13 protein-coding genes are annotated in these 13,378 nt (G+C 64.0%); 1 reads left to right on the forward strand and 12 read right to left on the reverse strand.

Translation table 11 applies throughout. The annotated features are described in order from the left end of the window. Nucleotides 1-32: 32 nt before the first annotated feature. The 12 genes from nrdR to MHM88_RS08435 all read right to left on the reverse strand — a co-directional run bounded on the left by nrdR (nucleotide 33) and on the right by MHM88_RS08435 (nucleotide 12,740). Nucleotides 33-500: a transcriptional regulator NrdR gene (gene nrdR, locus MHM88_RS08380; protein ID WP_239323038.1), complete on the reverse strand. Its 468-nt coding sequence runs from the start codon at nucleotides 498-500 to the stop codon at nucleotides 33-35. 155 nt (nucleotides 501-655) lie between these two features. Continuing rightward, entirely contained in the window at nucleotides 656-1,075 is a 420-nt protein-coding gene (locus MHM88_RS08385) for a secondary thiamine-phosphate synthase enzyme YjbQ (protein ID WP_370687471.1), read from the reverse strand. A 6-nt stretch (nucleotides 1,076-1,081) separates the two neighbouring features. Further along, nucleotides 1,082-1,540 carry a hypothetical protein gene (locus MHM88_RS08390; RefSeq protein ID WP_239323037.1) on the reverse strand — a complete coding sequence of 153 codons (459 nt, stop codon included), beginning with the start codon at nucleotides 1,538-1,540 and terminating at the stop codon, nucleotides 1,082-1,084. Nucleotides 1,541-1,665: 125 nt separating this feature from the next. After that, nucleotides 1,666-1,959 (reverse strand): hypothetical protein, encoded by a 294-nt coding sequence (locus MHM88_RS08395; protein ID WP_239323036.1) that lies wholly within the window; start codon nucleotides 1,957-1,959, stop codon nucleotides 1,666-1,668. Nucleotides 1,960-2,261: 302 nt separating this feature from the next. Continuing rightward, nucleotides 2,262-4,262 (reverse strand): RNA polymerase sigma factor RpoD, encoded by a 2,001-nt coding sequence (rpoD, locus tag MHM88_RS08400; RefSeq protein WP_239362855.1) that lies wholly within the window; start codon nucleotides 4,260-4,262, stop codon nucleotides 2,262-2,264. 165 nt (nucleotides 4,263-4,427) lie between these two features. After that, nucleotides 4,428-6,437: a DNA primase gene (gene dnaG, locus MHM88_RS08405; RefSeq protein WP_239362859.1), complete on the reverse strand. Its 2,010-nt coding sequence runs from the start codon at nucleotides 6,435-6,437 to the stop codon at nucleotides 4,428-4,430. A gap of 67 nt (nucleotides 6,438-6,504) precedes the next feature. Further along, the gene (locus MHM88_RS08410; RefSeq protein WP_239323033.1) at nucleotides 6,505-6,864 is read right to left on the reverse strand and encodes a hypothetical protein; all 360 of its coding nucleotides are present in this window, start codon (nucleotides 6,862-6,864) and stop codon (nucleotides 6,505-6,507) included. Nucleotides 6,865-6,902: 38 nt separating this feature from the next. Further along, complete coding sequence (locus MHM88_RS08415) at nucleotides 6,903-7,445, reverse strand: sarcosine oxidase subunit gamma (RefSeq protein WP_239363654.1); 543 nt, start codon at nucleotides 7,443-7,445, stop codon at nucleotides 6,903-6,905. Nucleotides 7,446-7,452: 7 nt separating this feature from the next. After that, complete coding sequence (locus MHM88_RS08420; protein WP_239362861.1) at nucleotides 7,453-10,398, reverse strand: sarcosine oxidase subunit alpha family protein; 2,946 nt, start codon at nucleotides 10,396-10,398, stop codon at nucleotides 7,453-7,455. Continuing rightward, entirely contained in the window at nucleotides 10,395-10,673 is a 279-nt protein-coding gene (locus tag MHM88_RS08425) for a sarcosine oxidase subunit delta (RefSeq protein ID WP_239362863.1), read from the reverse strand. Before MHM88_RS08425 ends, MHM88_RS08420 begins: the two co-directional genes overlap by 4 nt. 66 nt (nucleotides 10,674-10,739) lie before the next feature. Next, entirely contained in the window at nucleotides 10,740-12,005 is a 1,266-nt protein-coding gene (locus tag MHM88_RS08430; RefSeq protein WP_239362865.1) for a sarcosine oxidase subunit beta family protein, read from the reverse strand. A 354-nt stretch (nucleotides 12,006-12,359) separates the two neighbouring features. Next, nucleotides 12,360-12,740 carry a VOC family protein gene (locus MHM88_RS08435; RefSeq protein ID WP_239362867.1) on the reverse strand — a complete coding sequence of 127 codons (381 nt, stop codon included), beginning with the start codon at nucleotides 12,738-12,740 and terminating at the stop codon, nucleotides 12,360-12,362. A 39-nt stretch (nucleotides 12,741-12,779) separates the two neighbouring features. Between MHM88_RS08435 and MHM88_RS08440 the strand changes: the two genes are divergently transcribed. Next, on the forward strand, nucleotides 12,780-13,322 hold the full coding sequence (locus tag MHM88_RS08440) for a winged helix-turn-helix transcriptional regulator (protein ID WP_239362879.1): 543 nt from the start codon (nucleotides 12,780-12,782) through the stop codon (nucleotides 13,320-13,322). Nucleotides 13,323-13,378 lie beyond the last annotated feature (56 nt).

Raw genomic sequence — 13,378 nt, forward strand, 5'->3', positions numbered from 1 at the left:
CCCGGGCTGTGTTCAGGCAGCCGGGCCGGGACTTAGGCCTCGGGCGGCACCGGGGGGCGCAGCTCGTGCACGAAGTCCTCGAAATCATCGGCCGCCTGGAAGTTCTTGTAGACGCTTGCAAAGCGAACATAGGCCACCGTGTCGATGCGGGCCAGAGCCTCCATCACGATTTCGCCGATCTTCTTGGAGGCGATATCGGTCTCGCCCATGCTCTCCAGACGGCGCACGATGCCGGAGATCATCTGGTCGATCCGTTCCGGCTCCACCGGGCGTTTCTGCATCGAGATGCGGATCGAGCGCTCCAGCTTGTCACGGTCGAAATCCTCGCGCTTGCCGTTGGTCTTGACCACCACGAGGTCGCGCAGCTGGACCCGCTCGTAGGTGGTGAAACGGCCGCCGCAGGCCGGGCAGAACCGGCGCCGTCGAATCGAGACATGATCCTCCGCCGGGCGCGAATCCTTCACTTGCGTATCGACATTTCCGCAAAACGGGCAGCGCATGCTCGGGCCCCTCCCCTCGAGACAGATCGTTCTTGTGCGCAGGTTTGCGCATTTATCCACAACTATAGGGGAGCAGCTAGGGTTTGGGTAGAGGGGAAATGCAACCGCTAGACCTTGGACAATCTGCGCGCCCATTGCGCCGGTGCCGGTGCCGCTCAGGCGAGATGCGCAAAGATGCGGCGCTGATGCGGCGCGTCGCGATGTTCGAACAGATAGATCCCCTGCCAGGTGCCCAGCACCATTTCGCCCGCCGCGACAGGGATCGACAGGCTCACCGGCATCATCGCCGCCTTGATATGGGCGGGCATGTCATCGGGGCCTTCGTAGGTGTGGCGCAGGTAGGACATCTCGGGGTCGGTCGAGGGCGGCACCAGACGCGCAAAATAGGCCTTGAGATCGCCCTGCACCTCCGGGTCGGCGTTTTCCTGGATCAGCAGCGAGCAGGAGGTGTGGCGCACAAACAGGGTCAGCAGCCCCTGCGTCCGCCCCCAATCTGCCACCAGGTCGCGGATTTCGCGGGTGACCTCGTAGAGCCCCTGCCCGCGGGTCGAAACGCTGACCTCGCGTTGCAGCATCACCGCTCAGAACAGGAGATAGGGCTGGAGATCCCGGCAGAAGCTCTCGGCGGCGGAGACGCTGAAGCTATCGCCCGGTTTGAAGCTGTAGGAGCGGCGGATGAAGGGGGGCTCTTCGGCGCGCGGCACCCCGTTGAGGGAAAACGTGATGGTGTCGATCCGTCCCGTCACCGTGCTGGGAGCGCGCCCCTTCACCACGTAGAGATCCTGCGCGTAATCCGCCTGCAACCGGAGCCGGGCATAGTCGGAGGCGGCGCACCAATAGGCGGCCCCTTCGGCGCCGATCGGCGGCACCACCTCGAAATCGCCATTGTCCAGCACGTAGATGCGGGCCTGGGTGCGGGTCGAATAATAGTCCGCCTGCGGACCGAGGTCCGGCATCTCGGTGCAGCCCGCCACCATCAGCGCGGCGGCTCCAGCAGCAAGGGCGCGGGTCTGGACGGTGGCGAAAAAACGTGCGGGCATGCGGGACATCCTTTTGACCGGGTGTCCCTGATGTAATCCGCGCGCTGGCTGACGACAACCCGTCGCGCATCAGATCGCCCCGCACCACCCCGGTGCGATGGGTCAGCCCCCTGGTTCGCCCCTGGTCAGCGGCGTGTCGGAAACGGAATGATGTCCGCGCTCTGACCCTGCCCCAGCGTTTCTTCCAGCAGCTCCAGCGCCTTTGCGTTGGGTTTTGTGCCGCCATCCGGGCGATAGACCGCGCGCGCCTTTTGCCGCAGCAATTCGCGGGTTTCCTGCGGGCTCATGCGGATCAGGTCCTGCTCATGCTCGCGCAGCACCGACACCAGAAAGGAGTTCACCTCCGTCATCGTGTCCAGCGCATCCAGTTTGCGGTCGAGCGCCCCCAGCGCGCTCGCCATGTCGTTTTGTCCACTCATCTTCACCCCCCGGTGTCTGTGCGCAGGCTAGCACAGCCCCGCAGGAGGAAAATAATTGATCGAAAATTCTAATCAATAATCCGGGTTTCGGAATGGTTAACGCACGCCCCCGGCCTAAGGCGCTCAGGGCGCAGCGCGGGGCCGTTCCGCCAGCGGTCAAAGGGCCCGCCGAGGGCAGCCGATTGTGGCAAAAAAACAGGGCGCCCCGCGCGGGACGCCCGTTTTGATGTGCAAATCTCGTCGTGCCAGTCTGGTCGCGCCGGACTGCTCGCGCCGGCCTGGTCATGCAGGTCTGGCCGCGCTCACTGGTCGAGGAAGCTGCGCAGCTTGCGGCTCCGGCTTGGATGCTTGAGCTTCCGGAGCGCCTTGGCTTCGATCTGGCGGATCCGTTCGCGGGTCACCGAGAACTGCTGGCCGACCTCTTCGAGCGTGTGGTCGGTGTTCATGCCGATGCCAAACCGCATCCGCAGAACCCGTTCCTCACGCGGCGTCAGCGAGGCCAGAACCCGTGTGGTGGTTTCCTTGAGGTTTTCCTGAATGGCGCTGTCCAGCGGCAGCACGGCATTCTTGTCCTCGATGAAATCGCCCAGCTGGCTGTCTTCCTCGTCCCCGATGGGGGTCTCGAGAGAGATCGGCTCCTTGGCGATTTTCATCACCTTGCGGACCTTCTCGAGCGGCATCTGCAGCTTTTCAGCCAGCTCTTCCGGGGTCGGCTCGCGGCCGATCTCGTGCAGCATCTGACGGCCGGTGCGGACCAGCTTGTTGATGGTCTCGATCATATGCACCGGAATACGGATGGTGCGCGCCTGATCGGCGATCGAGCGGGTGATCGCCTGACGAATCCACCAGGTCGCATAGGTCGAGAACTTGTAGCCGCGACGGTATTCAAACTTGTCCACGGCCTTCATCAGGCCGATGTTGCCTTCCTGAATAAGGTCGAGGAACTGCAAGCCACGGTTGGTGTATTTCTTGGCGATGGAGATCACGAGGCGCAGGTTGGCCTCGACCATTTCCTTCTTGGCCTGACGGGCCTCTTTTTCGCCCTTCTGCACCTGTTGCACGATGCGGCGGAATTCCGAGATGTCGAGACCGACGTACTGGCCCACCTGCGCCATGTCGGCGCGCAGCTCTTCGACCTTGTCGGTGGAGCGTTCGATGAACATCTGCCAGCCACGACCGGGCTTTTCGCCCATCTCCGCCAGCCAGTTCGGGTCCAGCTCGCGGCCCCGATAGGCGTCGACGAATTCCTTGCGGTTGATACGGGCCTGGTCGGCCAGCTTCACCATCGCACTGTCGATCTGCATCACGCGGCGGTTGATGCCATAAAGCTGGTCGATCAGCGCCTCGATGCGGTTGTTGTGCAGATGCAGCCCGTTCACCAGTTCCACGATCTCGGAGCGCAGCTGCTGATACTTGGCCTCGTCCTCGGCCGAGAAAGACCCGTCTTCGTTCAGCGTCGCCGAGATCCGCAGGTCCTGCATTTCCGACAACATGGCAAAGTCGCTGGAGATCCGTTCCAGCGTTTCCAGCACCCGATCCTTGAGCGCCGCTTCCATGGCCGCGAGGGACATGTTGGCCTGATCGTCATCATCGTCGTCATCGTCGTCGTTGTTGAGGATCGGGTTGCCGTCGGCGTCCAGTTCCGGGCTGGCGTCCTTGTCCTTTTCCGGCTTGGCGGCTCCGGCAACGGCGCTGGTGTCGACCACCGGCTCGGCCACGTCGCCCTCTTCATCCATCTGGTTGCCAAAGGTGGCCTCCAGATCGATGACGTCGCGCAGCAGAATGTCCTCGGACAGCAATTCGTCGTGCCAGATGGTGATCGCCTGGAAGGTCAGCGGGCTTTCGCAGAGCCCGAGGATCATGGTGTTGCGACCGGCCTCGATGCGCTTGGCGATGGCGATCTCGCCCTCGCGCGACAACAGCTCGACCGAGCCCATCTCGCGCAGGTACATGCGCACGGGGTCGTCGGTGCGGTCCAGCTTCTCCGCCTGGGCCCCGGCCACCGCCACTTCGCGGTTGGATTCGGTGGAGACCAGCTCGGTCGATCCCTTGTTCTCCTCCTCCTCGGCCTCTTCATCCTCGATGATGTTGATGCCCATTTCCGACAGCATGGACATGACGTCCTCGATCTGTTCGGAGGAGACCTGATCCGGCGGCAAGACCTGGTTGAGCTGATCGTAGGTGATGTAGCCCTTTTCACGGGCTTCGGCGATCATCTTCTTGACCTGGGCCTGGCTCATGTCGAGCGAGATTTCAGGCTCCTGGTCGTCAGGCTTGCGGTCGTCAGTATCTTTGGCGGCCATTCATTGCTCCTCTAAGGGGCTGCGGGCGATTCGGGTGGAGCGAATCTTTAGAGCGGTCATCTGATTCGTCACCCCGTTTACCCAATTTTTCTTCAGGCTTCCTTAGCAAAACGACTCATCGCGGCGTCGGGGTCACAGTTGACCGCCACAAACACCGCTGATTCGTCATTCGCCAGTGAAACCGATTCGCTTGAGCAGGTCGCCGAAGGCATCGCGCTCATCCCGATTGAGTCGCGCCCCGTTTTCACCCACATCATATGTTGCCTTGTCCTCATTCTCGCTGCGTACAGCCCGGTTGCGGGCCTCTGCCGCCTGACGCAAACGCCAGGTCAGGGCCTCGTCCGCCAGACCGTCCAGATCCTCCTCGGCTTCCGCCAGCTCGGCATGAAGCCCCGCCATGCTTTCGAGTTTTGCGAATTCCTCCGCCAGGGTCAGGCTGGCCATATCCAGATCGCCGGGTTTTCGCACGCAGGGGCTAATAGCCACATGGCGCAGCGACAGCAGGTTTTCAAGGGCATCCGGCCCCAGAGCATAGGCAATTTCATCGCGCAGCCGCTCCGGCGCGTCGATTCCATAGCGCAGGATCAGGTCGCGCAGATGCGCATGCTCCATGTCCTGACATTGCAGCCGTTCCAGATTGACCTCGAATTCCGGGATCACCGTCGGGGTGGTGATCGCGGTGGCCAGGATCACCGCCTCGCGCACCCGGGCAAACTCCTGTTCCTCGGCCGCGGCCACGATCGAGGCCCGGGTGGTGCTGCGCGGCGGCGGCGGCGCGCCCCAGGGCACCCGCTGGCCGTCGCGAAACCCGCCCTGGGCACGGGAGCGCGGCTGGTAGCCACCGGGACGCTGGCCGTAGCCGGTGCCCCCCTGTCCGCCGCCACCGCGGTTGCCGCGAAAGAGCTGAAAGCGCAGCTCCTTGATGTCCTCGGCATAGTGCAGCCGGATCGAGGGATCGCGGATCAGCTTGATCTTTTCGCGCAGGGATTTGTCCAGCGCCGCCTTGCGTTCCGGGCTGTCAAAGACGCGGCCTTCGGTCTCGCGGCGCCACAGCAGCTGCACCATCGGGATCGCCTGATCGAGCACCGCCTGCACCGCCTCCGGCCCCTCGGCCCGGATCAGATCGTCCGGGTCCTTGCCCTCGGGCATGATGGCAAAGCGCAGGCTCTTGCCGGCCTCCAGCAAGGGCAGCGCCATGTCGATCAGCCGCATCGCCGCGCGCAGACCGGCGGTGTCCCCATCCAGCGCAATCACCGGCTCGTCCGACATCCGCCACAGCAAATGCAGCTGATTATCTGTCACGGCTGTGCCCAAGGGCGCCACGGCGGAGGCAAACCCGGCCTCGGACAGCGCGATCACATCCATGTAGCCCTCGGCCACGATCAGCGTGCTGCCCCGCCCCGAGGCCGCACGTGCAGGGCCGTGGTTATAAAGGTTGCGCCCCTTGTCAAACAGCTCGGTTTCCGGCGAGTTCAGGTATTTGGCGTTGTCATTGGGGTCCATGGCGCGGCCCCCGAATGCAATGGCCCGGCCCCGCGCATCACGGATCGGGAACATGATCCGGTTGCGAAACACATCATAGGGTTTGCCGCCCTTGTTCGAGGGTTTGGCCAGCCCCGCACCGAGGATCAGATCATCGGCGACATCCTTGCCCTTGAGCGCATCCCAGAGGTTCTGCCAGCCATCGGGGGCAAAGCCGATCTCCCAGCGGTCCAATGCAGCCTGGTCGAGACCACGGCGGGCCAGATAGGCGCGCGCCTCGCTCGCCCCTTGGGTTTTGAGTTGCAGGCGGAAGTAGTGCACCGCCTGTTCCATCACCTCGGCCAACTGCGTGCGGCGGTCGTGTTTCTCGGCCGCCTTGGGGTCGCGCTTGGGCATCTCAAGGCCCGCTTCGCCCGCGAGGATCTCCACCGCCTCCATGAAGGAGACATTCTCCGTCTCCTGCACGAATTTCAGCGCATCGCCCTTGGCGTGACAGCCAAAGCAGTAATAGAACCCCTTACGGTCATCCACATGAAAGGAGGCGGTTTTTTCATGGTGAAAGGGGCACGGAGACCACATGTCACCCTTGCCCGGCTGGCTTTTGCGCTGATCCCACATAACCTTGCGCCCGACCACGTCGGTCAGGCTGACACGGGTGCGCAATTCATCAAGGAATCCGGGCGGCAGCGACATTCACACAAAATCCAGTTGTGTGCGGGATGAGCGGCCCGGTGCGGGGCCGCCCAAACGCAGGTTCAGATCAGTTTCCAGAGAGGTTCTTCTTCATTTCCTGGATCTGGTCCCAGTTGTCGACGCATTGGGTCTCGAAAATCTCGCCCAGGTCGATGTTCTTCAGATCGCGGCGCTTCATCTGATAGACATGCTGCGTCAGCTGCGGGATCGCGTTGGAGAAATTCTCCGGCCATTCGGGATCGCTGGCGCGGATGGTCTCTTCGACCTTGTCCTCGGCCACCCGGTCAAGCCGCGCCTGTTGCACGGCGGCCATCACCTGCCCCTGGTATTTGCAGCTTTCCTCCTTGCCCAGTTCGGCAGCGGAGAACGCGGGGGTGGCGAGAAGGGGCGCCGCGAGGGTCGCGGCGACGAGGATCTTGCGGATCATGGATCAGCTCCGGAATCAGTTTCGTGATCCCGGTTAATCTAGCCCCGTGCCGCCACGGCTTCCATGGCTCTTTTCAGATCGTGAACAAGCGTCGCCGCAAAAGAGCGGAACACCATGATTTGCAAGGTGTTTGGCCCCACCCGCGTGATCGACGCCATCATGTGTTTCAGCTCGGTGCGGGCGGTGTGGCCGCGTTTGAACACCTGTGGCCGCAGATCAATGGGCACCAGACGGGCCATCACCTCCTCGGCGTGCGCGCCCTCCAGCCGCACCACCGCCCAGCCATCGCTAAGGTCGGTGAGCGCGGCATGCGCCGCCAGTTTGGGATCAGCCACGGGGCCGACCAGCAGCGCCTGCGCCCGACCAAACCAGATCGCGCGGGCCTCCGCCTTGCCAGTGGCGCGGTTGGGCGCGGGAAACCCCATGCCATGCGCGGCGTTCAACGCATCGCTCAGCGGTTTTTCCTGCCCCTTGTAGGGCGCGATCAGGGTCAGGGCGGCGGGTGTGTCCTCTGTCAGGGTCACATCACCAATGGTCAGCGGCAGCAGCCCCGCGCAGGGGGATTTTGCGGCAAGTTGCATCTCAGTCTCAGCCACGAACGCGCCCTCCCTCAGGGTCAAAGAACACAGGGTTCACCACTTCGCACAGGGTGTCGATGCCCCGCGTGTGATCCACCAGCCGGATGGTGTCGCCCATCCGGTCCGGCCCGCCCGACAGCATCGCCAGCCCGATCATATGCCCGAGCGTCGGCGAGAACCCCACCGAGGTCACATAGCCAAGGTCATTGACCCGCTCCACCGTGGCGTCCGGATCAAACAGATGCGCCCCGGCGCTGAGCGCCTGCATCGCGCCCACGGGTTTGAGGCCCACAAGCCGCATCCGGTCGTCATCCATCAGCCCGTCCCGTTCCGACAGAGCCTTGCCCCAGCAGGATTTCTTTTTCGAGACCAGCCCCTGCATGCCGAGGTCAAAGGCGGTGACGGTGCCGTTGATCTCCGCATGGGTGATAAAGCCCTTCTCGATCCGAAGCACGTTCAGCGCCTCCATCCCGTAAGGGCCACCGCCAAAGGGTTCAGCCCGCTCCAGCAGCAGGCGATAGAGCGCCTCGCCATAGCGCGCAGGCACCGCGATCTCATAGGCGTGCTCGCCCGAAAACGAGATCCGGAACAGCCGCCCGGCCACGCCCGACACGGTGATCGCCCCGCAGGCCATGAAGGGGAAGGTCTCAGCGTTGACGTCCTCATCCACCAGCCCGTCGATCAGATCGCGCGCCTTGGGACCGGCCACCGAGAACTGCGCCCATTGATCGGTGACGGACGTGAACCGCACATCAAAATCCGGGCGCACCACCTGTGTGAGGTATTCCAGATGCGCCATCACCTGCCCCGCCGCCGCGGTGGTGGTGGTCATCACATAGTGGTTTTCCCCCAGCCGCGCGGTGGTGCCGTCATCCATGACAAAGCCGTCCTCGCGCAGCATCAGACCATAGCGCACGCGCCCGAGTTTCAGCGTGGAGAACAGATTGGCATAGGCGAGATCCAGCAGCTGTGCCGCGTCTGGTCCCTGAATGTCGATCTTGCCCAGCGTCGAGACATCGCAGACGCCCACCGCATTGCGCACCATGGTGACCTCGCGGTCGCAGGATTGCCGCCAGGTGCTCTCGCCGTCCTTGGCGAAATAGCTGGCGCGATACCACAGGCCGACCTCGATATTGGCGGCGCCACGCGCCAGCGATGCCTTGTGCGAGGTCAGATAGCGCTGCGGCTTGAAGCCCTGATCCTCGGCCCCTGCCCCCATCGCGGCAATGGATGTGGGCACGAAGGGCGGTCGGAAGGTGGTGACACCGGTTTCCGCAATGCTGCGCCCGGTGGCATCGGCCAGCACCGCCAAGGCGGCCACGTTGGAGTTCTTGCCCTGATCGGTGGCCATGCCTTGGGTGGTGTAGCGCTTCATATGCTCGACCGAGCGGAAGTTCTCCCGCGCCGCCTGCGCCACATCCTTGACGGTGACGTCGTTCTGGAAATCCAGCCACGCCCGTCCCTTGCCCGGCACCGCCCACAAGGGGCTGATCCGGTAGGGCGCATCGCTGGCCTCTGGCAATGGCGGAGCGTCAACCGATGTGCCGATGCTGGCCAATGCGGTGACGGCGGCCTGCGCGCCGTCCTGCAAGGCACCATGGGTGGAGAACACCCCATTGGCGGCCCCTGCGACCACCATGCCCGGCACCGCATCCGGTTTTGGCAGGAACGCCGCCAGTTCCCGGTTCCACTCCGGGCGCGCGCCCATGTGGCAGGTCAGATGCACCGAGGGGTTCCAGCCGCCAGATACGGCCAGACAGTCGGTTTGCAGTTTTTCCTCGCCATTGACGCTGCGAATGGTGACGCTCTCCAGCCGTTGTCGCCCGGCACTGTCACAGATCATCGCGCCCTTGATGACGGGGAATTCGCCACTGTCGGGCGCGTCATGGCGGCTGTCGATCACGGCGGTGACATGCACGCCCTCCGCCACCAAATCCCGCGCGGTGCGATGGGCGTCATCGTTGTTGGCAAAGACGGTGATCCGCGCGCCCGGGGCCACGCCCCAGCGATTAAGGTAGGCCCGCACCGCCCCCGCCATCATGATGCCGGGGCGGTCGTTATTGCGAAAGGCGATGGGGCGCTCGATCGCCCCCGCCGCCAGCACCGAGGCCTTGGCGGCGATGCGCCAGAAACACTCGCGCGGGCGATGCGCGGTCTTCAGGGACTGGCTCGGCGGCAGGTGGTGCGAAACCCGCTCCAGCGCCGAATAGGTGCCGTGATCATAGACGCCGGTGACCGCGGTGCGCGACATCAGGCGCACGTTGTCCATGCTCTCCAGCTCCGCCAGAACCTCTGCCACCCAGATATGCGCAGGCTTGCCGTCGATCTCCTCAACCTCGGCCAGAAGACGCCCGCCCATGCGGCTGTCGTCTTCGGCGAGGATCACATCCGCCCCCGCACGCCCCGCCGTCAGTGCGGCCATCAGCCCGGCCGGGCCAGACCCGATCACCAGCAGGTCACAAAAGGCAAAGGCCTTCTCGTAAGGGTCCTTGTTGGCCGCCCCGGACAAGGCCCCAAGCCCCGCCGCGCGCCTGATGATCGGCTCGTAGAGCTTCTCCCACAGGGGCGCGGGCCACATGAAGGTCTTGTAATAAAACCCCGCCCCGAGAAAGGGCGCGGCCAGATCGTTCACCGCCATCACATCGCGCTCGACCGAGGGCCAGCAGTTCTGGCTCTGCGCCGCCAGCCCCTCAAACAGCTCCTGCTGGCTGGCGCGAATATTGGGATCTCGCGCCGCGCCCTTGCCGGTGCTGACCAGCGCGTTGGGCTCCTCAGAACCTGCGGTCAGGATGCCACGCGGACGGTGATATTTAAACGACCGCCCCACCAGATGCACATCATTGGCCAACAGGGCCGAGGCCAGCGTGTCGCCTTCCAGCCCCATATAATCCTTGCCATTAAACGAAAAATTGACGGTCCGATTGCCGGACACCAGACCCTTGCCCGCGATCCTCATGACTGGTCCTCCTTGATCGCAAGGCCCGCGTCCTGCGCCAGCGCCACGCCCAGCATCTCATGAGTCGCGGTGTTGCGCGTGACCTTCAGCCAGGCCCCGCAGCCCATGTCATGCTGCCACAGCTCGTCCAGGGGCCCGGCCGGGTTGTCGCGCAGATGCACATGCGCATCCCAGGCCTCCAGACCTGCCTCCAGCGCAGGCACCGGCAAGGCCGCGCCCTTGTAGGTGAATTCGCGCCGATCCCGCGCGCCGCACAGCGGACAGGTGATCCTCATGACAACCGCCCCTTCATCTTTTCAAAAATACCTCCGCCGGAGGCTCCCCAACTGCGCGACAGGCGCTTAGTGCAGATTATGTTGCGCACCGGTGCCCTCCTCATCCATCAGACCATAGCCGCTGCGGAACCGGTCCAGCTTGAACCCCGTGGCCGCCTTATGCGGGCGGTCGGTGGCGATCAGATGGGCAAAGCAATGCCCCGAGGCCGGCGTCGCCTTGAAGCCGCCATAGCACCAGCCCGCATTGAGATAGAGCCCCTCGATCGGCGTGTGATCGATAATGGGCGATCCATCCGGCGTCATGTCCATGATGCCGCCCCAACTGCGCAGCAGCCGCGCCTTGGTCACCGCGGGCACCATGGCAGCAATCGCCTCCATCGTGTGTTCCTGCATCGGCAGGTTGCCGCGCGCCGCATAAGAACTGTAGAAGTCCAGATAGCTGCCAAAGACCAGCCCGCCCTTGTCGGACTGGCTGATATAGAGATGCCCCTCGGCAAAGGTGATGACATGGTCGATCACCGGCTTCAGCCCTTCGGAGACAAAGGCCTGCAACACATGGCTCTCGATCGGCAGGGTCAGCCCCGCCATCGCCGCCACCTGGCTCGACCGGCCCGCTGCCGCCAAAGCGACCTTTTTCGCCCGGATCGGGCCGCGCGCGGTCTGCACGCCCACCACCTTGCCGCCCTCGACATCAATGCCGGTGACCTCGCAGTTCTGGATCAGGTCAACGCCAAACTGATCCGCCCCGCGGGCATAGCCCCAGGCCACCGCATCATGGCGCGCGGTGCCCGCCCGGCGCTGCAACAGCGCGCCCATGATCGGGAAGCGGTTGTTGTCGTAGTTCAGGAAGGGCACCAGCTTTTTCAGCTCGTCGCGATAGAGGATCTCCGCATCGTCGCCCTGGTTGATGATCGAATTGGCCCGCCGGATGGTGGCATCGCGCTGGCCATCGTTGTGGAACAGGTTGAGAATGCCGCGCTGGGACATCATCGCGTTGTAATTGAGGTCCTGCTCCATCCCCTCCCAGAGCTTCAGCGAGTGGGAATAAAACTCCGAATTGCCCGGCAGGTAGTAATTGGCCCGCACAATGGTAGTGTTGCGCCCGACATTGCCGCCGCCGAGATAGCCCTTTTCCAGCACCGCGATATTGCGCAGGCCATGTTCCTTGGCAAGGTAATAGGCGGTGGCCAGCCCGTGACCGCCGCCGCCGACAATGACCACGTCATAGTCGCGCTTCGGTTCCGGGTCGCGCCAGTGGGCGGTCCAGCCCTTGTTGCCGGTCAGCCCTTCCTTCAGCACCCGCCAGCCCGAAAATCGATCTGAAATCCCCATGGCCCACTCCCCAAACACTGTCTTGCTGCCGCGCCATGCCGGATGGCCCGCCCTGTCGCCCTAGTGCTAGCGGGTTTGCGCGCCCGCTCCTAGCCCCACCAGCGACATCGCGGCAGTCTCTTGCGCAGATGGCCACGAACTAGGCACTTATGTCCAGTGCATTTTTGGAGCAAAATCACCATGCCACGGGCAAGCCCGGCCACAGGGGTGGACACAATACGGACGGGCGCCTGACGGACGGGCACACCACACACGGGCGCGACACTGAAATGTGCCGCGCCCGCGCGTCGGATGCAAAGGGTGCGCTGCCTGCAAGACACAAGCACGGCGCGCAGGCCTGACGGCAGTAGCGGGTTACCCGTTTGCGCCGGTCAGGTCCTGCGCCAGCATCAGCGCGTTGCCGTCGGGGTCGTAAAAGGTCGCGGTCTTGACCATGCCCTCGACGACATCCGTCTCGCCATCGAATTTCACCGCGGCCTGCTCCAGCTGCTGCCGCGCCGCGTCCAGATCCGCGATCCCGAAGACCGGCACGCAGTTGCCGGGCGCAGGCCGGGTGTGCTCGCCCAGGCCAATGACAACTCCGGGCGTGTTGGTGCGGATCTCGGACCAGCCCGCGTCATCGGCATGATAGAGCAGCTCGAACCCCAGCATGTTTTGATACCAGTCGGCGCTGGCATGGCGGTCGGAGACGGACAGGGCAAGGGTGATGGTCTGATCGACGGAAATAAGAGACATGGGCTTTCCTTATGATTCAAAATATACTAACTATACTTTATGGACATTGAGCTGTTTGTCAACATCACCTCGCGAGCCTGGGCATTGCCGATCTTGTCGAGCCTGCATTCGGGCGTCGCCGGGCGACAGGCGCCGCTGCTGGCGGCGACGGGGGCCGGCAGGACCGCCTTTGCACAGAGCATGGATCACCTGATCGACCTGGGCCTGCTGGAGCGCAACCCGGGCTACGGCCACCCGCTGCGGCCGGAATTCCGGCTGACACCTCTGGGCAAGACGGTGGCGGCGCTTGCCGACAAGATCCGCGATGTTGCAACGGAAGAGGACTGGCCCCTGCTGCGCCGGTCATGGACGTTGCCGGTTCTGACATCGCTGCACCGGCCCAGCCATTTCACCGAGATCAAGCGGCAGCTGCCGACGATCACGGATCGGGCGCTGTCGCAGTCGTTGAAATCCATGGAGGCCCGGGACTGGGTCTGCCGCAGCGTCGATAGCGCCGCCCGCCCGCCACGATCGATCTACAGCGCGGTGAACACCGGGGGACGGATCAGTCAGGTCATCGCGCCCGACGTGGGTTTTGTCTAACCACGCGGGCCCGGATTGCGGGGACATTGCCGCTCCGCGACAACGGCACATCCACT

This window comes from Epibacterium sp. MM17-32, assembly GCF_022348205.1.
GTDB lineage: Bacteria > Pseudomonadota > Alphaproteobacteria > Rhodobacterales > Rhodobacteraceae > Epibacterium.

Coding starts and splice junctions, on each gene's coding strand:
- MHM88_RS08425 (WP_239362863.1), bottom strand. CDS start 10,673: ATGAGGATCACCTGTCCGCTGTGCGGCGCGCGGGATCGGCGCGAATTC.
- MHM88_RS08440 (WP_239362879.1), top strand. CDS start 12,780: ATGGACATTGAGCTGTTTGTCAACATCACCTCGCGAGCCTGGGCATTG.
- MHM88_RS08430 (WP_239362865.1), bottom strand. CDS start 12,005: ATGGGGATTTCAGATCGATTTTCGGGCTGGCGGGTGCTGAAGGAAGGG.
- MHM88_RS08435 (WP_239362867.1), bottom strand. CDS start 12,740: ATGTCTCTTATTTCCGTCGATCAGACCATCACCCTTGCCCTGTCCGTC.
- MHM88_RS08385 (WP_370687471.1), bottom strand. CDS start 1,075: ATGCTGCAACGCGAGGTCAGCGTTTCGACCCGCGGGCAGGGGCTCTAC.
- MHM88_RS08420 (WP_239362861.1), bottom strand. CDS start 10,398: ATGAGGATCGCGGGCAAGGGTCTGGTGTCCGGCAATCGGACCGTCAAT.
- nrdR (WP_239323038.1), bottom strand. CDS start 500: ATGCGCTGCCCGTTTTGCGGAAATGTCGATACGCAAGTGAAGGATTCG.
- MHM88_RS08395 (WP_239323036.1), bottom strand. CDS start 1,959: ATGAGTGGACAAAACGACATGGCGAGCGCGCTGGGGGCGCTCGACCGC.
- MHM88_RS08415 (WP_239363654.1), bottom strand. CDS start 7,445: ATGCAACTTGCCGCAAAATCCCCCTGCGCGGGGCTGCTGCCGCTGACC.
- MHM88_RS08410 (WP_239323033.1), bottom strand. CDS start 6,864: ATGATCCGCAAGATCCTCGTCGCCGCGACCCTCGCGGCGCCCCTTCTC.
- rpoD (WP_239362855.1), bottom strand. CDS start 4,262: ATGGCCGCCAAAGATACTGACGACCGCAAGCCTGACGACCAGGAGCCT.
- MHM88_RS08390 (WP_239323037.1), bottom strand. CDS start 1,540: ATGCCCGCACGTTTTTTCGCCACCGTCCAGACCCGCGCCCTTGCTGCT.
- dnaG (WP_239362859.1), bottom strand. CDS start 6,437: ATGTCGCTGCCGCCCGGATTCCTTGATGAATTGCGCACCCGTGTCAGC.